Annotated in this window: 20 protein-coding genes; 3 read left to right on the top strand and 17 right to left on the bottom strand. The window is 40.5% G+C overall.

Annotated features, from left to right (window positions below):
* The first annotated feature begins 556 nt into the window (after positions 1–556).
* The gene (locus ACTQ9S_RS11710; RefSeq protein WP_068033811.1) at positions 557–1,177 is read left to right on the top strand and encodes a thiol:disulfide interchange protein DsbA/DsbL; all 621 of its coding nucleotides are present in this window, start codon (positions 557–559) and stop codon (positions 1,175–1,177) included.
* A 125-nt stretch (positions 1,178–1,302) separates the two neighbouring features.
* On the opposite strand, the gene yjgA is transcribed toward ACTQ9S_RS11710, so the two are convergent.
* The 8 genes from yjgA to mazG all read right to left on the bottom strand — a co-directional run bounded on the left by yjgA (position 1,303) and on the right by mazG (position 9,267).
* The gene (yjgA, locus tag ACTQ9S_RS11705) at positions 1,303–1,815 is read right to left on the bottom strand and encodes a ribosome biogenesis factor YjgA (protein WP_068033809.1); all 513 of its coding nucleotides are present in this window, start codon (positions 1,813–1,815) and stop codon (positions 1,303–1,305) included.
* Between the two features lie 114 nt (positions 1,816–1,929).
* On the bottom strand, positions 1,930–2,898 hold the full coding sequence (rapZ, locus tag ACTQ9S_RS11700; protein WP_351118933.1) for an RNase adapter RapZ: 969 nt from the start codon (positions 2,896–2,898) through the stop codon (positions 1,930–1,932).
* A 129-nt stretch (positions 2,899–3,027) separates the two neighbouring features.
* Positions 3,028–3,927, bottom strand: a complete 900-nt coding sequence (gene panC, locus ACTQ9S_RS11695) for a pantoate--beta-alanine ligase (RefSeq protein WP_440455027.1) — start codon at positions 3,925–3,927, stop codon at positions 3,028–3,030.
* A gap of 51 nt (positions 3,928–3,978) precedes the next feature.
* Positions 3,979–4,779 (bottom strand): 3-methyl-2-oxobutanoate hydroxymethyltransferase, encoded by an 801-nt coding sequence (panB, locus tag ACTQ9S_RS11690; RefSeq protein WP_068033805.1) that lies wholly within the window; start codon positions 4,777–4,779, stop codon positions 3,979–3,981.
* A 242-nt stretch (positions 4,780–5,021) separates the two neighbouring features.
* Positions 5,022–5,534 carry a 2-amino-4-hydroxy-6-hydroxymethyldihydropteridine diphosphokinase gene (folK, locus tag ACTQ9S_RS11685; protein ID WP_440455026.1) on the bottom strand — a complete coding sequence of 171 codons (513 nt, stop codon included), beginning with the start codon at positions 5,532–5,534 and terminating at the stop codon, positions 5,022–5,024.
* 1 nt (position 5,535) lies between these two features.
* Positions 5,536–7,848 carry a polynucleotide adenylyltransferase PcnB gene (gene pcnB / locus ACTQ9S_RS11680; protein ID WP_440455025.1) on the bottom strand — a complete coding sequence of 771 codons (2,313 nt, stop codon included), beginning with the start codon at positions 7,846–7,848 and terminating at the stop codon, positions 5,536–5,538.
* A gap of 172 nt (positions 7,849–8,020) precedes the next feature.
* The gene (locus ACTQ9S_RS11675) at positions 8,021–8,389 is read right to left on the bottom strand and encodes a ComEA family DNA-binding protein (protein WP_440455024.1); all 369 of its coding nucleotides are present in this window, start codon (positions 8,387–8,389) and stop codon (positions 8,021–8,023) included.
* A complete protein-coding gene (mazG, locus tag ACTQ9S_RS11670) occupies positions 8,386–9,267 on the bottom strand; it encodes a nucleoside triphosphate pyrophosphohydrolase (RefSeq protein ID WP_440455023.1) in 882 nt (293 codons plus the stop codon). The genes ACTQ9S_RS11675 and mazG overlap by 4 nt, the downstream gene beginning before the upstream one ends.
* Positions 9,268–9,422: 155 nt before the next feature.
* Here mazG and ACTQ9S_RS11665 point away from each other — a divergent pair, with 155 nt between their 5' ends.
* Positions 9,423–10,904 carry a phosphomannomutase CpsG gene (locus ACTQ9S_RS11665; RefSeq protein WP_440455022.1) on the top strand — a complete coding sequence of 494 codons (1,482 nt, stop codon included), beginning with the start codon at positions 9,423–9,425 and terminating at the stop codon, positions 10,902–10,904.
* 67 nt (positions 10,905–10,971) lie between these two features.
* Here the strand turns inward: ACTQ9S_RS11665 and ACTQ9S_RS11660 are convergent, their stop codons facing one another.
* The 5 genes from ACTQ9S_RS11660 to galE form a co-directional block, all read right to left on the bottom strand.
* On the bottom strand, positions 10,972–12,051 hold the full coding sequence (locus tag ACTQ9S_RS11660) for a Fic family protein (RefSeq protein ID WP_440455021.1): 1,080 nt from the start codon (positions 12,049–12,051) through the stop codon (positions 10,972–10,974).
* 173 nt (positions 12,052–12,224) lie between these two features.
* Positions 12,225–13,595, bottom strand: coding sequence for a UDP-glucose/GDP-mannose dehydrogenase family protein (locus tag ACTQ9S_RS11655; protein WP_440455020.1), 1,371 nt, complete (start codon positions 13,593–13,595; stop codon positions 12,225–12,227).
* A gap of 274 nt (positions 13,596–13,869) precedes the next feature.
* Complete coding sequence (gene pgi / locus ACTQ9S_RS11650) at positions 13,870–15,534, bottom strand: glucose-6-phosphate isomerase (RefSeq protein WP_440455019.1); 1,665 nt, start codon at positions 15,532–15,534, stop codon at positions 13,870–13,872.
* Between the two features lie 19 nt (positions 15,535–15,553).
* On the bottom strand, positions 15,554–16,438 hold the full coding sequence (locus tag ACTQ9S_RS11645; protein ID WP_440455018.1) for a UTP--glucose-1-phosphate uridylyltransferase: 885 nt from the start codon (positions 16,436–16,438) through the stop codon (positions 15,554–15,556).
* 99 nt (positions 16,439–16,537) lie between these two features.
* Positions 16,538–17,596, bottom strand: coding sequence for a UDP-glucose 4-epimerase GalE (galE, locus tag ACTQ9S_RS11640; protein WP_440455017.1), 1,059 nt, complete (start codon positions 17,594–17,596; stop codon positions 16,538–16,540).
* 142 nt (positions 17,597–17,738) lie between these two features.
* Here galE and ACTQ9S_RS11635 point away from each other — a divergent pair, with 142 nt between their 5' ends.
* Complete coding sequence (locus ACTQ9S_RS11635) at positions 17,739–18,719, top strand: capsular polysaccharide export protein, LipB/KpsS family (RefSeq protein WP_440455016.1); 981 nt, start codon at positions 17,739–17,741, stop codon at positions 18,717–18,719.
* Positions 18,720–18,730: 11 nt separating this feature from the next.
* Here the strand turns inward: ACTQ9S_RS11635 and kdsA are convergent, their stop codons facing one another.
* The 4 genes from kdsA to ACTQ9S_RS11615 all read right to left on the bottom strand — a co-directional run bounded on the left by kdsA (position 18,731) and on the right by ACTQ9S_RS11615 (position 24,199).
* Positions 18,731–19,570, bottom strand: coding sequence for a 3-deoxy-8-phosphooctulonate synthase (gene kdsA, locus ACTQ9S_RS11630; protein WP_440455015.1), 840 nt, complete (start codon positions 19,568–19,570; stop codon positions 18,731–18,733).
* A gap of 43 nt (positions 19,571–19,613) precedes the next feature.
* On the bottom strand, positions 19,614–20,570 hold the full coding sequence (locus tag ACTQ9S_RS11625) for a KpsF/GutQ family sugar-phosphate isomerase (protein ID WP_440455014.1): 957 nt from the start codon (positions 20,568–20,570) through the stop codon (positions 19,614–19,616).
* Between the two features lie 38 nt (positions 20,571–20,608).
* On the bottom strand, positions 20,609–22,738 hold the full coding sequence (locus ACTQ9S_RS11620) for a tetratricopeptide repeat protein (protein ID WP_440455013.1): 2,130 nt from the start codon (positions 22,736–22,738) through the stop codon (positions 20,609–20,611).
* 117 nt (positions 22,739–22,855) lie between these two features.
* The gene (locus ACTQ9S_RS11615; RefSeq protein WP_440455012.1) at positions 22,856–24,199 is read right to left on the bottom strand and encodes a glycosyltransferase; all 1,344 of its coding nucleotides are present in this window, start codon (positions 24,197–24,199) and stop codon (positions 22,856–22,858) included.
* Positions 24,200–24,212: the final 13 nt, after the last annotated feature.

The raw sequence follows: 24,212 nt of genomic DNA, 5'->3' as shown, positions 1-24,212 counted from the left end.
AGTATCTGCAATAGTATCGGAATGAGTGTTAGTAGATGAAGAAGGTATAGCTGAGCTCATAGCATTTTTCCTTTATTGTCATTATCTATATCTATTATGCGCTGACATGGACTTAATGTTAGCATGAGAGTCATCGCTTTGTCGTAAGGACATCGTGACCGATTATGAGTGGTATTGTTAACTGATAACAAGCTATAGTCAGTCCTAAATAAAAGAAATCCAAGAATTATAACGTGCTATTGAGATAATTTTTCCTTGCTGTGCCTATGCAGACAAAGGCTGCGCAAAATTTATCTCAGTAGCGCTGTATTTATTTTATAGTGGATCGATTGTAGAAGCGCCTTTAAATTACCAACTGATAGACTAAAAATAATCGATTGTCTTGGCCATGGGCAAGGTGGCGTAAATAATGTCTAACAGCTTTACAACGGTTAGTTAAGAATCTGGTTCACAAGCAGCGCCATTTTACGTTATTATAAGCGGCTTGCGCTTTACTATTTATTATCATTAAATATCGTCATTAAAACTTCAAACATTTATCCCCAAAGGAAGAAGTATGAAACGTATCATCACACTGACTGGTCTGGCTGTTGCCATTGGACTTGCCAATATGGGCGCACAAGCCGCCGATTATGTTGCAGGAAAGGACTACCGCGTGCTAGATAATCCAGAGAATATCAGCGGTGATGCTATTATTGTACGTGAGTTCTTTTGGTACGGCTGTCCGCATTGTAACGTCCTTAACCCACATATGGAAAAATGGGCTAAGACCAAAGATAAAGACGTGGCTTTCTTTAAAACACCAGCAGCGCTAAATCCAGTTTGGGAAGCCAGCGCGCGCGGTTTTTATGCCGCTCAGCTGTTAGGTTATGAAAATAAAACTCATGATGCCTTGTTTGATGCTATTCACAAAGATGGCAAACAGTTATTTGACCAAGCATCACTAAGCAAATGGTATGCTACAAAGGGCGTTGATCAGAAGAAGTTTAACAGCTTATATAACTCTTTTGCCGTAGGTACCAAAATTGGTCGCTCACAAGCTGGTGCTAAGCGCTATCAACTCTCTGGTGTACCAGCAGTGGTAGTACAAGGCAAATATGTCGTAACAGGTGAAGGTGCTAACGTTCCTAAAGTCGTTGATTATTTAGTCGATAAAGTTCGCGCCGAGAAAAAATAACTGACACTGTATAAGTTTTCAATAAAAAAGCCAATCGTCAATGATTGGCTTTTTTATTGTACTCATTTTGACATTTGACAGCCATTTTATAAAACAGCTGTTCATAGCATAGGTATAAAATATCTTTAATACTTTATCTGAGTCAAAATTGCGACTTCTCGAATATAACTGGCCAAGTCTTCTTCAGACTCCATCATCAGCTCATCATCGTTTGTATGCTTAGCATACTCAATCCAAAGTAATAGCTGATATAAGCTGTTGCGTTCTGAGGCTTTATACTGCTTTACAAATTGCTTTAGCGTACCCTCGTCATTGATATTAAGCCTGCCTCGCCAGCTTTCAATTTTAGCAACCTGCTCTTTTGGAAAAAAAGCATCGAACAATGCTTTTACCAACTCATGGCGGTTTTCTTCACTGATTAGTTTACCAACCCGCTTAGTTTGGCGATTGCGAGCATTAGCGCTGGTGATATCAGCAAGCGCCATCAGTTCTGCCATAAAATAGTCACTGGCAGGTAGGTTTTTGAGCTGCTTTTTCGATAAACCGGCAAGCGGTATCGATAACTCTTGTAAGCGCTCATGAGATTTTTTAAGTTCAGTGCGCGATACGCGCATGTCATGTTCTGACCAGTCAATCATACAAGCTTTCCAAAATAATAAGTAAAAATTAGGGGGTGCTGACAACCATTTGCATCAGCATAGATCTTCAGTAATACGTTATCAATATTGCTTATCTACTAACTACCAACAGCGCTACCAACGGCTTTTTTCACGGTGCTTGGCCACCACTTTTAGGCCTTTAGGCAAGCTCTTAGCAAGATAACTTTGCAACTTGTCAGTAATAAAAACTGAGCGATGTTTACCACCAGTACAACCAATTGCCACCGTCACTGTATGACGATTATTGTGCAAAAAGTCTGGCAACCAACGATCCAAAAATTTAGCGATATCGTTGGTCATCTCAGCCACTTCTGGATAGTCAGCAAAGAATTCACCAACCTTTGCATCAAGACCCGTCGCGGTACGTAACTCAGGGTTCCAATGTGGGTTTGGTAGAATCCTAACATCGAATACAAAGTCGGCATCGATAGGACTGCCATATTTAAAACCAAAAGACAGTAGATTAATCACAATCTTATTGTCCACACCAATATGATCGCGTAAACGATCTTTTAACTGGTGAATGTTCAACTTGCTAGTATCAATTTTTATATCAGCATAACTGGCAATAGGTTCTAGTAACTCTTCTTCTTTTTTGATAGCAGCTGGCAAATTGTACGTAGGATAAGTAGAGCTTTCAGTTTCTTGAGCCATTAACGGATGGACGCGGCGAGTAGCGTTAAAACGTGCAACCAAGATAGTATCTTGCGCCGTCACATAGATAACTTTAATTGTCTGCTTACCATAGGTCTGTCTGAGCGTCTTATAGATAGAGGCAAAGTTGCTCAAATCTGCGCGTGGGGTACGAATATCAACGCCAAGGGCAATACGGCGAATACCACTTTCACCCACTAATTTATCAACTGCGTTCGGTATCAAGGAGAGTGGTAAATTATCAATAGAATAATAACCCAAGTCCTCTAAAATATTTAATACTGATGTCTTACCCGACCCTGAGCGCCCAGAAATTACTAGGATACTGACACCACTGCCTTTAGCTTCCTTCGTTGCTGACTGCTCTGTCGCTACTTTATTTCCTTGATTCGGGTCTGCTGCTTCCATGATCCACCATCCTAGTTTATTAAATCACTGATGCATAATATCTATCTTACTACTTAGCTTATCTACGAGCATGCTAAAGGGTTTATGTTTTTATTATAACGACTCTTCATTAATCAATTATTAAAATTGCTATTTGAAGGTAACAAGTTGATTATCCAATAAACGCGCACGTCCCAACCAAGCCGCGACTAAAATAACCAAGTCTTGATTTTCTGCATTGAAGATTGCAGCATTATTAGGGACAGAGTCTAGTTGGTCAGTTTTTACTTCTAGATAATCTATAATAAAACCAGCATCCGTAATACGCTCACGTGTTTCTGCTAATAGTGCTTCAAACGCTTTCTGACTATGTTCGCAATTCAGCAACTTTTGTGCCAGACGTTGCAGCTCTTGATGTAGTGCAGGTGCAATTTGACGCTCAGCCGCATTTAAATATTGATTGCGTGAGGATAGCGCCAAGCCATCAGCAGCACGGACAATAGGTGCACCTATTATTTCAATCGGATAACTCAGATCGCGTACTAACTGTTTAATAATCGCCAGTTGCTGGTAATCTTTTTGACCAAATACAGCCACATCAGGTTGCACAATGTTAAACAATTTCGAGACCACAATACCAACACCGTCAAAGTGCCCAGGACGCGATCGACCACATAATTGAGTGGTAATAGCACCGGCAAGAACGGCAGTCGGTGGCGGCAATACTGAGTACATCTCGTCAATACTGGGCGCAAAAACATAATCTGCACCAACCGTTGCTAGCTTTGCGACATCCTCATCTAAGGTACGTGGATAACTGTCGAAATCCTCTCCTTCCCCGAACTGAGTAGGATTCACAAAGATACTAACGACCACGATATCAGCATGCTGCTTAGCAATTTTTACTAACTCAAGATGACCATCATGCAGATTGCCCATCGTTGGTACTAGCGCAATACGTTGTGGGCTATTTTGATTGTCATTTCTTTGACCACGATAAGGCTGCAAGGCGGTACGCAGTGCTGAAATCTGCTGATAAATAATTGGCATCGTTAAATATTCTTCTACTTATAATCGTAAAAACCCAAAAATTCAATAAGATTAGCTAAATTGGTGCTGCTCAGTTGGAAAGCTACCTTCGCGCACTGACTGCTGATAAAGCGCAAAGGCGCCTTCAATACTATGGGCGCTATTGCGTTCATCGGTCAAAAAGTCATGAACAAAGCGCGGCACGCGGCCATGTACCATACCTAGCATGTCATGCATCACTAATACTTGACCATCAGTATCTGCGCCAGCGCCAATACCAATCACTGGCGCTGTAACAGCTTCTGTGACTGCTTTAGCGAGCTCAGCTGGCACACATTCTAATACAAGTAATGCAGCCCCTGCAGCAACCACCGCTTTAGCATCAGCAAGCAGCTTATCAGCCGCTTCATCACCGCGACCTTGGATTTTATAGCCGCCGAAAACATTGACAGATTGCGGAGTCAAGCCAAGATGGACACAAGTTGGTGTACCCGCTTGTGCTAAGGTCGTGACTAAATCACAAAGCTCACTGCCACCTTCAATCTTTATGACATGCGCGCCGGCTTGCATCAATTGACGACTATTGGCCACAGCCTCTGGCAGAGTCACATAACTCATAAACGGCAGGTCAGCTAAAATTAGTGCATGCTTATTACTACGGGCAATATTAGCCGTATGATAAGCCATATCATCGATTGTAACGGGCAAGGTTGAGTCATGACCTTGTACCACCATGCCCAAACTATCACCGATCAAAATAGTATCAATCTGCGCCTTGTCCATCATTCGTGCAAACATCGAGTCATAGCACGTCAGGCAAGTAAACTTGGTGCCGTCTTTTTTAAAATTATTTAAAGTAGATAACGTCGTCATATGACCCTCATTTAATCTGCAATGCTTTTAACTTATTAGTAACTGTTATTCTGTTTGTGATCAAAAAACTTAGCAATTGCTTGATATATAGTCATTCTAAACAAAAGAAGCACAAAAATTGTGATGCGCTATTGGGATAATTTTTCCTTGCTTGCTGTGCCTACGCAGACAGAGGCTGCGCAAAATTTATCCCAATAGCGCTATATTTACTTTACAGTTGATTCAATTCAATAATAAATTAACTATAGTAGCTTTAAGCCTGTCCAATCTTTACTTTGTGGATAATCATCTATCGATTTGCCAGCAATTACTAGCTCTGGTGCTAGCTCTTGTAGCGGTATTAAGACAAAATTACGTTCAGGCAGTCCAGCATGCGGTATGGTTAGTTGCGGCTCTGCAATTTGCGCTTCACCGTATAACAAAATATCGACATCCAGGCTACGTTCACCCCAACGTCGTATACGTGCACGCTTAGCTTGCTCTTCTAGCTGCTGGCAAAATGTGAGCAACTCAAAAGGTGGCAACGTCGTCTCAAAACCAACGACTGCATTGACGAAGTCTGGCTGATCTTGCGGCCCCATAGGCGCTGAAGCGTAAAATGAAGAAACACGAACATCTTGTATCTGCTCATGCTCTCGCATCACTGCAAGTGCTTGCTGCAAATGCTCTACAGGTGAACCTAACTCATTAGCCAGATTGCTACCTAAGCCTACATAGCAAGTCACCCAATGAGCGTTGCCTATACGATTATCCATATTAGGCATTATCGGTACTAGGCTGACGGCGACGACGCTTCGACGGTACAGGCCCTTTGCTGTCACTCACCTTATTGGTACTTGCTTTATTATCAATCACTTTACTAGAATCAACCTTTTCTTTAGCAGCTTGACTGGTTTTAGCAGACTTTGCTTCTGTCGGTCTAGCTGGTTTTCTAGCTTTCGCAGGTGCAGTCGCTTTATTAGTTTCTGCCTTGTTTCCTGAACTCTTGGTTCCTGTCGTAGCTTCTACACGCGCTACCGTTTTCTCGGCTTTTCCGTTACGCTGGACTATTTCCTTAGGCGCTTTTTTCGCATACTTCGCAGCAGTTTGGTCGTTATTATCAGCTGGCTGTTTTTCTACAGTAGGCTCACGGCGGCGACGCTTATGCGGTATCGGCTCGTTATTCATGCTGACTAGTGCAGGTGATCTTGCCACCGAACGAGTAGGATATGCGTTAGCAGAAGAAGGTTTATCTTCTGACTGCTTGAAATCTGACTGCTTTGCCTTAGATTGTTGAGCACCACTTGAACGATCAACTTTAGTATCAGATTTTGTATCTTGATTATTTCGCTCTTTCTCAGCCGTTGGGCTTGACGTAGCTGATTTTTGCTGTACAGGCTCTTGGCTACGCTTAGGCTTATCAGCACCTGATAGCTGCTTTTGTAATGGCGGCACGACTTTTTCGTGCTCGATTACAAACAATGGCGCAGGCTTAGCGTTTTGGCGTTTGTTCGACGCTTGGTCGCTGCTACTGGCAAGAGACAACTGCTGTAGCTGAGCAAGCTCATTACTGTCCTGCTTTACCTGTTGCGTGTTGTAATCCTTGTTTTTACTGCTATCAGATTGCTTAGCAAGTGCTGACTGGCTTGCAGCGCGGCGACGGCGTGATGGAATGTTTGATGAATCGTTCACCACTGCCTGCTCAGTACTATGCTTTTCAGTAACATGCTTTTCAGTACTGCCATTGGCTTTGCTACGCTTAGTATTATTCTGATTAGACATTGACTCATCCGCTGTATATGACTCAGGCTTTTGGCGACTGCGTCCGCGCGCGCGTTGCCCTTTTTTATAAGCACCGCGACGAATGTTTTCATCGAACTCATCAATCGCTTGCTGCTGCTGCTGTTCAGATAAAGTCTGATAAGTCTGCCACCAGTCACCCATACCGTTGGTTGACTCTGATAGCGGATGCTCAGCATCACCGCACTGCTCACGTAATAATAAGAAGTCAAAGCCTGCACGAAAGCGTGGATGCTCAGAGAGCTGGACGATTTGCTTGCTACGCGGGGCTGCAAGTTTTGGCTGCAATATCCAGATATCACGGATGAATTGCTCAGCAAATTTAGGGATAGCAGTCTTGATGCGTTGACGGTCGATGACCTTGCCAGCCGCATGCATTTGCGCTTCAGCAAAAGGCATATTGCGCTTTTTAGCTTTTTCTAACTGATGTAGATAGTTTTCCCATAACAGGGCTGCATAGAAAAACGCTGGATTGATGCTTTTACCTGCGGCAATACGTTTATCGGTATTGATAGCCACCTGTTTCACTAAGGCACTTGGCTCAGAAGGTGGATAAATGATTAAGCTATCAATCGCACCCGACTCAAACAATAATGGCAACAGTGGCACTAGATAGCCGCCAGTAAACATCTTTTGCGTTTCATCATAAAGACGATGCGGTGATATTTGCTCAAGCAATGCCCAATTATCATCGTGGAACTGCTGAGACAACTCTTCATCAAACTCAAAACCTAATTTGGCTTTGAAACGTAACGCGCGCAATAATCTTACCGGATCTTCTTCGATACGTACGGGTGCATGACCTAATAGGCGGATGATCTTATTATCAATATCTTCAAGCGCACCGCAAAAATCATGAACCACACCTTTAAGTGGCTGATAATAAAGTGCATTGATAGAGAAATCACGACGAGAAAAGTCTTGTTTAATATCGCCCCAGACGTTATCACGCAGGATCATACCGTCTTGATTGGTATTAGCATCACTCGTTGGCGGACCACGAAAAGTAGCAACTTCAATTAGCTCTCGCCCTGAATACACATGTGCCAACTGAAAGCGACGACCGATAATGCGGCAGCGCTTACCAAAGACGTCTTTGATTTCATGTGGCTTGGCATCAGTCACAGCGTCAAAGTCTTTTGGGCGCAGACCCAACAAGGTATCACGCACACCACCACCGACGATATAGGCATCAAACCCAGCTCGGGTTAATGTGGCAATCACTTCAGTAATGGAATTGGGTAATTCAGATTTATTCAGTTCTAACTGCTTGGCGGCACGCTCGGCCATGCATCTACTCCTCGCCGGTATTCTTTAACCACCCCTGACCAACACAGCGTTTATCAGGCGGATGTATTCACTAGTTTAACAAATTTTGCGCGCAGTAGGTGCGTTATGACATTTAGTTACGTGCAATTTTGTCAATATTGGGGTTAATTAAAGCAAAATAATGCCATTAATTTTATACGCGTAAACGTCCTCGATTTTTCTCAACCGTTTTGGCGCCGATACCTTTGACCTTTACTAACTCATCAACCGTCTTAAAATCGCCAAACATTTCACGATATAAAATAATCGCTTGGGCTTTGCTACTACCGATACCGTTTAATGAAACCAGTTCACCTTCGCTAGCACGATTGATATTGACGATGGCTTGCTCGCGCGCTTGGGTTTTAGCATTCTCTTGTGCCAAAAGGTGCGCATAAGCACTTTGTGGATTATCAAAACAAGGCGCCGCATTCCCACTATTTGGCATCATAATAAGCAAAGCGAAGCCGAATGCAGCGTTCGTTATTAAATTGATGAACGAGGCTGTATGATGAGCGTTCATGACGATCGTTCATTTCGTTTCGCCGCTTCCCACAATGCATCCATCTCTGTTATATCACTGTCTTCTAAATACTTGCCAGCAGCAGCCAGTTGTTCTTCAATATAACCAAAACGTGACTTAAATTTATGCACGCAAGTGAGAGTTGCTGTCTCAGCGTCAAGGTTTAATTTACGTGCGACGTTGACCAGCGCAAACATGCAATCGCCCAGCTCTTTTTCAATATCACTAATATTGGCTTTGCTTATGTCATATTTAGCAGCAACTGTAGATTTCTCTGTCAGTTCAGCCTTTAACTCACTAACTTCTTCCTCAAGTTTTTCAAAAGCTCCTGCTATGCCTTCCCAATCAAAGCCTAATTTTGATGCCTGCTTTTGTACATCCTGCGCTTGCATCAAAGCACTGCCCGCTTTGGTTTTATCTAAACGCCGCTTTGGTTTACCACGTGCCTCGCGTACTTGCTGCTCCTCTGCTTTGATTTCATCCCAACGTTCCTTAACCGCCACTTCATCTTTCAGGATTTCAGCCTCAAATACGTGCGGATGACGGCGAATCAGCTTCTCTTGTAGAGTGGTAATGACATCGCTCATATCGAAACGACCTTGCTCAGCGTACATCTGGCAATGAAAGACGACTTGCAGCAGCACATCGCCAAGCTCACCTTTGATATCTTCGTCATCATCGCTTTGTACCGCTTCACCCAGCTCATAGGCTTCTTCAATCGCATACGGAATGAGGCTATGATTGCTTTGTTTTTTATCCCACGGACAGTCAGCACGCAATCTTGCCATCAGTGCCAACAGGTCATCAAGTTGCCCACTCGCTTCTGGAGTGCCTTGTACAGGTTTGGGTGCTGAGGTTTTATTTTCTACAGTACTCATAAAAGGTGCTCTTATACTTTTCTTTGTTATTGAATAGAATCACGTTAACTTCATAACGATTTTGTCATTAGTGTAGCATTGAACGTTTATTAGCCTATAATTGTGCTATCTACTTCGTTATTTTACCACTGCTTTAGCGCAAGGATCTTGTCATTATGTCTACTTCTGCGACCACTAGCTACCAGCCAGCAACTGAATTTCATCCTATTACGATTAGCTCATTTAAAGCTTATGATATTCGCGGTGAGCTTGGGGTAAGTCTTGATGAAGATATCGCTTACCGTATTGGACGTGCCTTTGCGCAGATTTTATATCAGCGTTATAGCGCCGCTGATAGCTCAACTGAACTAAAAAACTTAAAACCTGCCATCGTTATCGGTAGTGATAGTCGCCATTCAAGCGAGCAGTTAAAACAAGCGACCCTTAAAGGTATTATTGACGCGGGTGTTGATGTTATTGATTTAGGCATGAGCGGTACAGAAGAAGTGTATTTTGCCACCAGTCACTATCAGGCGTTAGGCGGTATCGAAGTCACTGCCAGTCATAATCCTATTAATTATAATGGCTTAAAATTGGTAAAAGAGCATTCAAAACCAATTAGCGCCGATGATGGCTTAGCAGAGATTCAAGCATTGGCAGAATCAGGGCAGTTTAATACTAGTAACCAGTCAGGGAAATTGCAGTTATTAGACGATAAAAGTGCTTATGTTAATCACGTCATCAGCTTTATAGATACTGATAAGCTCAAACCGCTTAAACTGGTTATTAACTCAGGTAACGGTAGTGCAGGCCCGGTCGTTGATTTATTAATTGACAAGCTGGCACAAGCGGGCGCACCGATTGAAGTGATTAAACTGCATCATACGCCAGACGGTAGCTTCCCTAACGGCATTCCCAATCCTATGATTGAAGCTAATAGAGTGGCTACCCAGCAAGCAGTTTTGGAAAACAAAGCTGATTTGGGTATTGCCTTTGATGGCGACTTTGACCGCTGTTTTTTATTCGATGAAAGCGGCGAATTTATTGATGGTAGCTACGTCGTTGGCATGCTCGCGCAAGCCTTTTTAAATAAGTATCCAAATGAATCAATCGTCTATGATCCACGAGTAATTTACAATACCGAAGCAGTCATTAAACAACATAATGGCAAGGCAGTCATCAGTAAGTCTGGGCACTCATTTATCAAGCAAGTCATGCGCGAGTCAGGCGCAGTCTATGGCGGTGAGATGTCTGCTCATCACTACTTCCGCGACTTTTTCTATTGCGACAGCGGTATGATTCCTTGGCTTTTGACCATTGAGTTATTATCCACTACTGGTAAGACGCTATCTGAGTTGGTCACTGGTTATATCAAAGCTTATCCTAGCTCAGGTGAGCTAAACTTTCGTCTCACAACAAATGACGCGCCAACCATCATCAGCGCTATCGAGGATAAGTTTAGTACTGAAGACCCAAGCAAATCGATGCTTGATGGCTTAAGTCTTAACTTTGGTGATTGGCGTTTTAATTTGCGCGCATCGAATACCGAGCCGCTGATCAGGCTTAATATCGAAACTTGTGGTGATGAAAAGTTATTAGCCGATAAGATAAGAGAAATAGAGGAGTGGCTTGGAGCACAAGGTGCCGTTTTAGCTTAAAAGCGCGGATGATTTTTTATCACTCCTAAACTTATCTATAAGTCATGAGCAAATCTTCAATCAAACCTTAAACCCTATCACCTGCATGATATGAGAGTTGCAACAAGTCGAATAATTGATGGTTAATATAGTAATTTTCTTTACCAATTTTTTGCTTAACAAGTAGGTTGATTTCTGTTAATTGCTTCAAATACCTGTTCGCAGTGTTACGATGAACCTGCAAATCCTGTACTAAAAACTCTGCCTTAGTATAAGGATGTTTAAATAAGTTATTAATCAGCTCATGACTGTATAAATTGGCGTTATAATCTTTAATTTTTATCTTATAAGCGTCCATCAATGACTTAATCTCTGCTATCAACACTTGCGTTTGTTTAGCAGTGATTTCGACACCTTTTAAGATGAATAAAACCCATTCTTGCCAAGAGTTAGTATCTCGCACCGCTTGCAGTAATCGATAGTAGTCTTGCTTATGGTCATTAATGTATCTAGATAAATATAAAATAGGTACTGTTAATAGCTCTTGTTTCACAAGGTATAAGATATTGATAATACGCCCTGTACGCCCATTGCCATCATAAAAAGGATGAATGCTTTCAAATTGATGATGGATAATTGCCATCTTAACCAAGTCATCTATTTCACAATAATACTCATCATTGACAAACCTTTCTAGATCAGACATCAATATTTGAATATCATCAACGCTTTGCGGCGGTGTGTAGATAACCTCTCCCGTTCTAGCGTTTTTTAGTTGCGTTCCTACCTGTGTACGAAATCCAGCACTATTTTCTTCTAATGTTTGCTGAATCTCAACAATGGTATTAGAGGTTAATAGGCCTGTTTTTTTGATAACATCAAAACCTACTCGCATAGCAGCAGCATAGTTGTGTACTTCTTTTGAATTTATCGAGGTAAAGTAGTTATTTTGATAGTTACTTTGATATATTTCATCATGTGTGGTCACGATATTTTCAATCTCAGAACTAGACTGTGCTTCTTGTAAGGATAATGTACTTAACAACATCTGCTGATTGGGTATCGTGGCAGCAACACCTTTTAATTCAGCAAGTGCTTTATTTGCTAAAAGGCTGGCTTTTAAAATAGCTACCGTTTCGAGATTTGGTAATTCATCGAGTAATTTCATTCTATATGCACAATAATTGAATTATTTAGTGCACGTTAGCATATTTTTCTATTAACGTGCACAAATAATCGTGAAATTTGTGCACGTTAGCTTGTTGTTATAGGAACATGCACACGAAAGACTACTTTGGTGTGCGGATTAAGCGTTAGAAGTAAGAGAAGTTGTATCTTATTTTATTTAGCACGACCAATACCCATGTAGCCACCTACCAAACGCTCTATCTGTATGCATGTTAATGCGTTTTGCGCATCGAAAATAGGTTGAGCCGTCTTATTAATTTGGTTCACATCTAAGTCACTATTTAAAGGCCAGCTCATGATAAATAGCGCTTGTGTATCAACCAATGGCGCATAAGCATTGTTAACCAATTTTAATAAAGGCTGCTGACCATATAGTGCCTTTAGTTCAGTCTGCGCTTTGTCACTATAGACCAGCGTCTGAATATTATAAGACCATAGCAGCGCTAATAGGGGATGGATAGCAGACCCTACGGTACGCCCTGACCCTGACTTATAACTACCGCCCCAAATCATCACAGTCTTGTTATCGATAAAGCCATCAAAATATTGCCAGAATTTACGGAATATCAGCTCTTTTTGATCTTCATTAATATGTATAACTGACTGTAGCAATGGCATATCTACGCGGCTCGCCTGCCCCGACTGCTGTAGTTGCAAGAGTTCAGTAGGTAGAGTATTACCACCAAAGCCCCAGCCCGCTTGCAGGTAACTACTACCAACGCGCTCATCCAGACCCATAATGTGACTGACTTGCTGAATATCAATATCATGACTATCAGCAAGACGCGACATCTCATTCATAAAGCTAACCCGCGTCGCCAGCATACTCATAATACTGCTACGGGCAAACTCTATCGTAGCGATATCGGCACAATGACGAGCACGCGCTTGCTGCATCAAAGGTTGCAACGCACTTAAGTGCTGACTGCTGCTATCCGCAGTCTTTTCACCAAGTAGCCACAAAGAAGGATTCAACATCGAGCTATAAGCATCACCGTCTTGTAAGAATACAAACGGTATGTAGTATACCCACGCACGTTGCAAGCGTTGGGCGAGTGCTGAGATATGCCCTAATTGCTCAATGCCACTTATAATCACAGGCAACGTCTGCTGATGACTGTGATTGAAAGCGGTAATCCAGCTATCCTCCAACCATACTGACTTTATGCTGTCCAAAAACAACCAATAAAGCGCCACTTCTGAGCTTTGTTTATTACTCTTATGACTAGCATCTTGACCTGTTATTTCATAAATTTGCAACAGCTTATCAGCACTGCTTGGTAACGCTTGACTGATAATCTGCTCTTGCTGGTCATACATCTGCCATAGCGCCTGCAAATGACGCTCAAAGCTATATTGCTGCAACTGCTGCTCTAGCATCTCTAAGTCTGCATATAAATGAACAGTCTGACCTAAGCTTGCCAGCACCACGGCACTGGTAATGGCTTCGACACCATGACCAACAATGACGCAGACTTTTGCTTTATTATTAATATTATCGGCATGGCTTAGATTGACAGACATCTTATATCCTTTTAAATATAGTCACAGCAATTATAAACGGGTACGGTGTTAACCTCGCTTGCTGTACTAGTGTACTATCTGCGCTCGGTTGCCTGGTACTCATTTTAGACTGCTTCGACTATACGGTCGGCTTGCTTTACAAACGATACTGCTGGCGTAGGCGGGATTTTAGTGTAGGGTGCTTTCTAAGCATCAGTCAAACGTTATTATGATGGTGCATGGAATGCACCCTACGATAGCTGTCAAATGCTGCATCATTAAACCTAGGACAACATTAAGAGAAGCGCTTGATATGCTGTAAGAGCTGATCCGTAGAAGTATCAAACTGACCACTATCTTCTTGCTGCATCGCATAATGCACTGACTCAGCCATTTGCTTACCCATCTCAACTCCCCATTGGTCAAACGGGTTAATATCCCAAATGCTAGCCATGACATAGACCTTGTGCTCATAGAGCGCAACCAACGCCCCTAAGCTATGCGGGGTAAGCTCGTCGATAAGCAGCGTGGTTGAAAGCTGATTACCACGGTAGTATTTATATTTATCCGCCTCAGAAACCGTGGTTACTGAGTCTGCAATCGCAGCATTACCAAAGGCCAGCACCCGACTTTGCGCCAAACAATTCGCTAGCGATAGCTCATGCTGCTGTTGCAGCGGCGTATTTTTTAGCGTATCACTATAACGACGTACACAAGCGATAAAGTCGCAAGAAACCTGCTGCGTCCCTTGGTGTAGCAACTGATAAAAAGCATGTTGCGCGTTAGAGCCAATCTCGCCCCATAGAATCGGACAGGTATCATAGTCAATATGATCACCGTGCTGAGTAACCGACTTACCATTACTCTCCATTTCAAGCTGGGTTAAATAACTGGGCAAATAGCTAAGACGGCCATCATAAGGCAGTACCGTATGGGCATTTACCTTTAAAAAGGTACTGTTCCAAACGGCAAGTAGGCCTAACAATACTGGCAAGTTCTCTGCAAAATCGGCCTGCGCAAAGTGCTCATCCATACTATGAGCGCCAGCCAATAGCGCTTTAAACCCCGCCATGCCAATACGAATAGCAATCGCCAGTCCAATCGCTGACCATAAAGAAAAACGACCGCCGACCCACTCCCAAAGCTGGAGCTGATGCTCAGGATGAATACCCCACGCGCTCATTTTTTCACCGTTAGCCGAAATACCAATAAAGTGGCGACGTAACACACTGTCTTCAGTACCAGTGCGCAGCTTGGCAGTGGCAAGCAGCCACGACAATGCCGTCTTAGCGTTAGACAAGGTATCAATGGTACCAAAGGATTTGGAGGAGATAATAAATAAGGTGGTTTCAGGATTTAAGTGCTTGAGCAAATTATCAAGCTGGGTACCATCCATATTAGAGACGAAGTGCACTTCAATATCGGTATCTGCCCACTCGTCAAGCGCGGTCGTCGCCATCAGTGGTCCCAGATCAGAACCACCAACCCCGATATTGACCACATCGGTGATAGCCTTGCCTGAAAATCCGCGCCATGTGCCACTACGGACACGCTCGGATAATCTGGCTACCTGCGCCAAACTATGATGCACATCCGCGACCACATTTTGCTCACCAACTTGTAGTGCTGCGGCCTCGGGCAGTCGTAGCGCCGTATGCAAAGCCGCACGCTCTTCACTGGTATTAACCATCGCCCCTTGTAATAGCGCCTTAATACGGGCAGATAAATCACAGCTATCAGCCAGACTCAACAAATTAGATAATACCGTCTCGTCGATACACTGCTTGCTGTAGTCCATGTATAAAGGACCAGCTTGGGTACTAAAGCGCGTCGCACGCCCATCATCTTGGGCGAACAATGTCGCAAGTGACCACGGCTGCGCCGCTAGCATTTGCAACTGCTGCCAATATTTAGAGCTGCGAGCGTTGTTATAGCCGCTATCGTCCTTGATATTATTCATTAGTGTTATTACCCATCAGCTATTCATCTTCTGCTAACTGTTGCTGAGCGAAATAAATAAACGCCTGCATATATGAACGCATATCGCCTGCATCATAACTATCGCCGCGCATCGTCGTCACATTGACTCCGTATTCGCTAATCAGCGCATCAATGGCATCGGTCAGCTGAATCTCACCGCCGACAGAGGCTTTGGTATTAGCTAGATAATCAAAGATTTGATTGCTAAATACATAGCGACCAACCACTGCTAACTTTGAGGGTGCCTCTGCTAAGCTCGGCTTTTCTACAAAGCCAGCGACTTTAAAACTGGCATTAGCCTCCGTTTTATCATCGATATCGCTCGCAGCACTAAACGCTTCATTTAATTGGGCGATACCGTATTTATGCACATCTTCATCAGCGACTTTATCTACCAATATTTGCGAATGACTATCCTTGGCAAAGGCATCAATCATAAAGGCTAAATTATCAGCAGACATATCAGTGGTAAACGGATCAAGTACGACATCTGGTAGCAAGACTGCAAAATCATGCGCACCAATAATAGGCCTAGCAGCCAATACCGCATGACCCAGACCTAGCGGCTTGCCCTGACGTATCATTGATACCGTCACGTCCTCTGGTAGCCAGTTGAGGCTATCGGCTAGCTCATCTTTACCTTTATGACGCAATTGGCTATCCAGCTCGGCATTGATATCGAAGTAGTTTTCGATCGCGCTTTTTTGTGCATGCCCGACCAGGACAATGTGTTTGATACCTGCAGCGATCGCTTCTTCAACCACATAATGAATGGCTGGGCGATTGCCTAATGGCAATAGCTCTTTGGGCACTGATTTAGATAGCGGCAGCATACGAGTGCCAAAGCCTGCGACAGGGATAACGGCGTGGGTGATATTTTTCATATATGTTTGGCTATATTAATAAGAAAAGTGAGTTTAAAGTTAAATCGATAAGTTAAAACAGTAAGCAATCATCCGTAGATGACGATAGCTCGATAAAGCTTAGGCTTCATTATAACCATTCGGATTCGTGCTTTGCCAACGCCAAGTATCCTGACACATCTCATTAATTGACAGTTTGGCTTCCCAGCCTAATAAATCTTTGGCTTTATCTGCACTAGCATAGCAACTGGCTATATCACCGGCACGGCGGGCAGAAAATTTATAAGGAATAGGCTGTTTAGAGACTTTGGTAAACGCTGCAACCAGATCTAATACTGAGGTGCCTTTACCCGTTCCTAGGTTAATAGGTAGAAAACCGACTGAGCCAGTTGTATCCGAACCGCTTTTAGAGCTGGCTTGTTGCTGTAAATAATTCAGCGCTGCGACATGACCTTGCGCCAAATCAGTGACATGGATAAAGTCACGTACACCTGTACCATCTACGGTAGGATAGTCATTACCAAAAATACTGAGCTTTTCAAGCTTGCCTACCGCTACTTGCGAGATATATGGCATTAAGTTATTCGGAATATCGTTAGGGTCTTCACCGATCTGCCCTGATGGGTGAGATCCTACTGGGTTAAAGTATCTTAAAGAAATCAGATTCCAGCTCTTGTCTGATAATGATAAGTCTTCTAAGATGTGCTCGACGGCAAGTTTGCTTTGCCCATAAGGATTGGTACAAGAGCGCTTTGAGTTCTCATCGATAGGTAAGGTTTCAGGATCACCATAGACAGTCGCAGAGGACGAAAAAATTAGATTCTTGACATTATACTCTGCCATGACTTCTAGTAAAGTAATGCTGCCACTGACGTTATTATTATAATATAACAAGGGCTTAGCGACAGATTCACCTACTGCTTTTAGCCCTGCAAAATGAATCACAGCAAAGAACTGATGCGCTACAAAGATTTGTTTGAGCATCTCGGCATCTCGCGTATCGCCTTTGATAAACTCAATCGACTGACCAATAAGAGTAGAGACACGGTTGATAGCTTCACGACTACTGTTAGATAGATTGTCATATACTACAATATCATAGCCTGCTTCATGCAGCGCAATACAAGTGTGAGAGCCAATATAGCCCGCACCGCCAGTTACTAATATCTTGTTTTTCATAAAATCAGCCAAGACGCTTTTAAAACATACATTTATTATAATTATAAAGGCAACTATACTGAGAATCGCACTATATTGCCAACACAATTCATCCAGTCTCTTAAAGATAAGATATTTCATCCACTAGGACGCTAACCATATTATGAAATTCAATTCTTATATTCAGCCACTGTTATTAGGCTATTATAAGCACTATCGCCAGCCAAAGCAGCGTTTAGCGTTAGTCGTCGGTATGCTACCTTGGCAAGATATCGTTGGGGACTGGGTATTCGAGCCATCGCATATACAAATACAGCGACACTTTAGTGAACGCTACTTTCGTTTACTACTTAAACCATTCATCAAGCGCCTCAATCCTGTTATTTATATCTGGGGTTACAAAGCGCCTGATTATTTCATTGAATATATACGTGAGCAAAATTTAGATGTCTTTTTTTTGGAAGATGGCTTTATTCGTTCAGGCCCTGACGATGAGAGCGGTGCTCCGCCATTATCTATCGTCATGGACAGCCAAGCGCCCTACTTCGATACGACTCGCCCGAACGATTTGACAGATTTAATTGCTAACTTTGACTTTCATCAAGACGGCTATGATGAGACATTGGCACAAGAGATGCTCGATTATTACGTATCAAAACGTGTGAGTAAATATAATCATCAGCCCTATGTGGATGTCGCACCAATATATGGGGTTAAGAATAAGAAGCGAGTGTTGGTATTAGGACAGGTACCACATGATGATTCATTAAAATATGGTGGTGGCATTGGCATTACGCTGCTTGATGTGGTCAACAAAGCGATTGAAGATAACCCTGAGGCGCAAATCATTGTGAAACCACATCCAATGACACTCGATGATCCGTCTATCGTCCATGTGCTCACTGAGCTAGATTGTCTTATCCTCACCCAGTCTATCCATTTAGTGGATGCTTTAGAGACGGTAGATCATGTGTATACAATTACGTCATTGGGTGGCTTTGAGGCGTTACTCAGAGGAAAAGAAGTCACCGTATTAGGGCGACCTTTTTATAAAAACTTGTGTTCGAATATCCCAGACCTAGAACAGATTAATAAGCAAAAAGCATTATATCTAACTTACTTTGTCTACCCTAAAAATAACTGATAATTTTTAGATTAACGAATCTCAATCTTCGGTAACGATTTAACCAAATCATCAATTTGCTTCATTTGTAGTAAGAAAGGCTCTAACTTATCTAAAGGTAAAGCACTTGGTCCATCACACTTAGCAGCATCAGGATTTGGGTGCGCTTCTAAAAATAATCCAGCAAGGCCAGCTACCATTCCTGAGCGGGCTAACTCAATAATTTGGTCTCTACGACCCCCTGATGCCTCGCTACCTGAGTTTCTAGTTTGTAATGAGTGAGTCACATCAAAGATGATTGGTAGGTTATTACTAACACGCTTCATCACTCCAATACCTAACATATCTACTACTAGGTTATCATAACCAAAACAGCTGCCACGCTCACAAAGCATCAACTTATTATTGCCCATTTCATCAAACTTATTAATGATATTTTTCATTTGTTCAGGGCTAAGAAACTGTGGTTTTTTTATATTAATCGGACGACCCGTTTCTGCTAATGCTTTTATCAAATCGGTTTGACGTGCTAAAAAAGCTGGCAACTGCAAAATATCAATCACTTCAGCAGCTGGTTTACACTGATCTATTTCATGAACATCAGAAATGACAGGAACATTAAAAGTATCTTTAACTTCCTGCAAAATCTTTAGTCCTTCATCTAGTCCTGGACCACGAAAGGAATGTATTGATGATCTATTGGCTTTATCAAAGCTGGCTTTGAATATATAGGGTATCCCAAGCTTTTGAGTAATCTCTACATAAGCTTCACATGTTTTTAAAGCAAGATCTCTTGATTCAATAACATTGATACCGCCAAATAGTACAAAAGGCAAATCATTGCCAATAGTTATACTTTCCGTAATCTTCATTAGTGCTCCTCAAGACTATAAACCGCTAGTCATATATGTTTATTTAATTAATACCAGCTTGTACCAAATCACGTAAAGCAAGAACGCCTACTAGCTTGTCATTATCGAAAACTATAAGCTGATTCACCTTTTCTTGTCTCATGATATTTAACGCTTCTGATGCCTTCATGTCAGGTGAGGCAGTGATAGGCGTAGTCTTCATAACACTAGCAATCGGATGGCTCATGTCTTGATCGATTGTGAGCAGTCGACGTATATCACCATCAGTCAGTACTCCATAGCGATTTTCGTCATCTACTACAACTGTCATACCTAATCTTTTTTCTGTAATTTCAAATAAAGCTTCTATAATGCTGGTATTTCCTGTTACTACAGGAATCTCATCGCCCGATTTCATAAGATCGGCAACATGAGTCAACAGCTTCTTACCTAGAGAGCCTGCAGGATGAGATAAAGCAAAGTCCTCAGACTTAAAGCCGCGAGCTTCAAGTAATGCAATAGCTAACGCATCACCCAATACCATAGTAGCGGTAGTACTAGAGGTAGGAGCTAGGCCCATTGGACAAGCTTCTTCAAAATCGCCAATGGTTAAAGCAACAACAGCTTCTTGAGGCAACCTACCTAATAAGTTCTTACTAATACTTATTAAAGGTAAGTCCAGCTTTTTAATAACTGGTAGTAAAACGTTGATTTCATCACTATTGCCTGAATTCGAAATTGCTAAGACAACATCGCCTTTTACGATCATCCCAAGGTCACCATGACCCGCTTCACCAGGATGAACAAAAAATGCAGGCGTCCCTGTAGATGCCATTGTTGCTGCTATCTTACGCCCTACTAAGCCCGACTTACCCATACCAGTAATAATTAAACGGCCTTGGCAATGTAGAATAATATCGCAAGCTCTAGAGAAACTAGAGTCAATCTGCAATTTAAGAGATTTTAAAGCATTTATTTCTATATCAATTGTATTTAAACTGCACTTAATTGCTTTACTCATAGCAGGCTCTTTAATGTGAAATATTTTTACAGTTCATTTTAAACAGGAATGGGACTACCTGTAATAGCCTCATGAGAGGGAATATATAAGTCGATATATTCACAAATTTCGGTAAACATTTTTCTTTTGCCAATAACTTGATACATAGCGTGAGAGTCACCTTTATATTCCATGATATTCAAATTTGGATCAGTTAAATCGATATTGAATAATGCAAACTGATCTATTGCATTATTTTCACACAAACTTATTTGAACGTTAGGTATAAACCCATCTGTATCATATTGAAGTTGACCAATATCGAATAGATGAGGATTGTCAGGAACAACACACATTTCACAAGCTTTATTAAAAAGGGTCGAGTAAGTTGTCCATGCAAGAGTTTGGGGTCCATAGGCAAAAACTAAATGGCTCTTAAGTAGTTGACCAAACATAAGGGCACCAAATCCACCTGCACTTGTACCTACACAAACCAGTTTATTGTACTTACCCTCCATGTATATTTTTTCAATCAATTCAATATAGTTTTGAGTATGAATTTGATACCAACAATTGTACAAATCTTTCAATAAAAGGAAGTTATAATCTTTTTTACCTTTTGCAAATCCATGATAGTCAAATTCACCTTGAGAATAATTAGTAATTTTATTCAAGTCTTTAAGCTTCCTATCATTAAAGTGTTCTGCAGTTCTTTTTCCATCCATACCTGAGAAGCAAACGACTAATGTTCTATTTCTTGCAGAATGATTAATATAAAGCGATATGTTTTCATCATTAGGTTTAGGCAAGTAATCAATTTTCGATTTTATGTTATTCTTTACATCTTGAATATTGATTTTTGTTTTCTTAATAAAAATTTGGTTAATTTTCTGTCTTTCAAAATCTAACCAATTTACAGGGTTTTCTACAACAAGCTGAAAAAAGGAACCTCTTACTTGTTCCAAATAAATTTTTAGGAACTTTTCCTTATGCCCAGAAGCCAACAGAGAGACAAATATATGTTCTTTCAAATCACGTAGCTTTCTAGGGAACTTTTTCTTATAGAGCTCTACTCTCTCATTAAAAACATCATAGTTATTTTCGTAAAATGGTAATAAGACCCATTTTTTAAAAACTATGAAGTTATCCTGATTGTCCTTCATCAGGCTTTCCAATATAATTTCAGCTTCTTTGAACCTATATAAATCTGTACATCTAGTAACGAGCATTATTTTAGCATCTAAATTTTCAGGAAACTGATTAGTTGTTTCTTTAGCACGTTCATATGCTTGCTCAACTTTCTTTATATTGCCATCATATAGTAAATGTGGTAATAAAGCGTAAATCTTCCATGCAAAGTAAAAATCTTTATAGACACTTAAAAAATTGTTAATTAATTCTTCAAGTACATCAGATTTTTTTAAATTTATATATGCCATTCTAGCTAAAAATAATATTTCAGCTACTTGAGGAGGTGCTCCATTTTCAACTACATTTTCAACATTTATTAACACTTTAGACCAATCCCGATAAATCAAGAGCGATTCAATGTAACCTTTGGTAAGAATATAAGAAAATGAATTAGTTTCAACCTTGTTTTCAAAATATGTTTTCATAGCGAAAACGCCATGTAACTTTTGCAAATTCTTACCGTACTTGTAATTGTATGAGTAATTTAGGGGATAGCTTTGAATCAGTTTACTTAATAGTTTATTAGATAAATTCCAATCTTTAGCAATTTGAGCTTGGTTTGCATAACACGCTAAAATTAATTCAGATTCGTTAAGCTTGCCAAGAAAATTTTCAAATGTTTCTCTTGATTTTTCAAACCCTCCTTTTTTTACCATTAATAACGCATACTTTAAGTGCAAACCTATATTTTCAGGATAATTTAATATCAGCTCAGATAAAATAGTCTCAGCAATATTCAGTTGGTTATTTTTCTCAGCAATTAAATATAAGCCTTCATAACCTTGATATTTTTCTGGGAAACGCTCAACAACTACATTAAAGCATTTACTAGCTTTTTTGTTTTCATTTACATTCAAAAGCGAATGTGAATAATAAAATAGTGATTCATACTTACATAAGTAAATGTCTTGTGACTTTTCAAACGAATGAATAACTTCGAAGTACTTCTTTGATCTAAAAAGTATAGAAAAATTTTTAAAATTCGAAGAGTCTTCCATAAATAACCTTTGTACTTAACTATGGGACATAATAAGGAGGATAATTATTAAAATTTTAAACATAAAGACTTAAGACTAGTTTTGAAAACATGGATTATATAATGCAAAGTTATATTATCACATCGTACCTGAGTCAGGTTTATTAAGTATATTCTTAAACTCTGCAATCGCACATTTGCTTGTGTAGACTGAATTATAATGAGATACTAAGGTTTTTCGGATATCATTATACTGATTATTATCTAAGTTAATAAAATCTCTGATTCTTTCCACGTATTCATATGGATCTAAGCTATTCTCGATAAGATAACCTGTTCTACCATCTTTAATTAGATCGCTAATACCTCCTACGTTAGATGTAATAATAAACATCTGATTTTCAGCCGCTTCCAAAAGGATATTTGGCATACCTTCAATAATACTCGTAAACAAGAATACATCATAGTCATTAGGTAGTAGTGCATCAAAGCTACTAAAAGTAGATTTGTAGTTAATATTGCTTACTTTACTAATTTGTTCTTTGAATTTATCAAGTAACTTATATCCTTTGTTATTTTTTGGCGTTCCATATACATCAATTTCAACTTCAATATTTTGCTTATTTAATATATTTGCAATTTCAGAAAGTGTGTCAATACCTTTATTCCACTCAATTCCAGAAGCCCATAATACTTTAATTTTCTTTCTTTTTATATTTGGCTTATATATTATATCTTTCAAAGAGTTAGGACTAGGAATATATATTAACTTACCTCTATTTAACTGATATTGACGCTCTAGTTTTTCAATGAAATTAGAGTTATCTGAAACTATATATTTGATATGAGCTTCACAATGAAGTATATAATCATGAATCATTCCAAATTCACGATATGATACTTCATGAATCCAGTGAGCAAATGTAACAACCCAAATATCTGTAATTTTAGATAAGGCTGCACCATAAGTACCTATAAGAAAGTAAGCGAGCCTTGAATTAAACGCCCAAATAAATTCAGGTTCTAATAGATTGATATAATAATTTATTGAAGCAATTTTATAAGTAGGAGGAGTTTTAGAATTGTAAATTTCATCTAAATATAAAATATCTGCCAATTCTTCAAACTCTTCAGTCCACGTACTAGTGGTCGAATCCTCGCAAATTATCAATATCTCTAACCCAATGCCTTCGCAAAGAGCTCTAAGATAAGATTTTAATAATTTATCTGTACCTCCTGTTCTAATTCTTGGAATCAATACAACACCATTATAGTTTTTATCACCTGCTGCTAAAGCTAGTGTGGAGTATAAGCTATCTGTGACTTTATCATAATAATCAAAAGTCATACCACATCCATTAAATGGAGGGTATACTCTGGGATTAATATCATTCATTTTATGAATAGTATTTAAAACTTTCATAGGCAGTTTATTTTTTGCTATAGAGTTATACTTTATGACTTCGGGGCTTAAAGGCAACATAATATGTCCTAAT

This window comes from Psychrobacter sp. ASPA161_9 (genome assembly GCF_051970275.1).
In the GTDB taxonomy this organism is placed as follows: Bacteria; Pseudomonadota; Gammaproteobacteria; order Pseudomonadales; family Moraxellaceae; genus Psychrobacter.
This window is presented reverse-complemented; position numbering and strand designations above follow the sequence as displayed.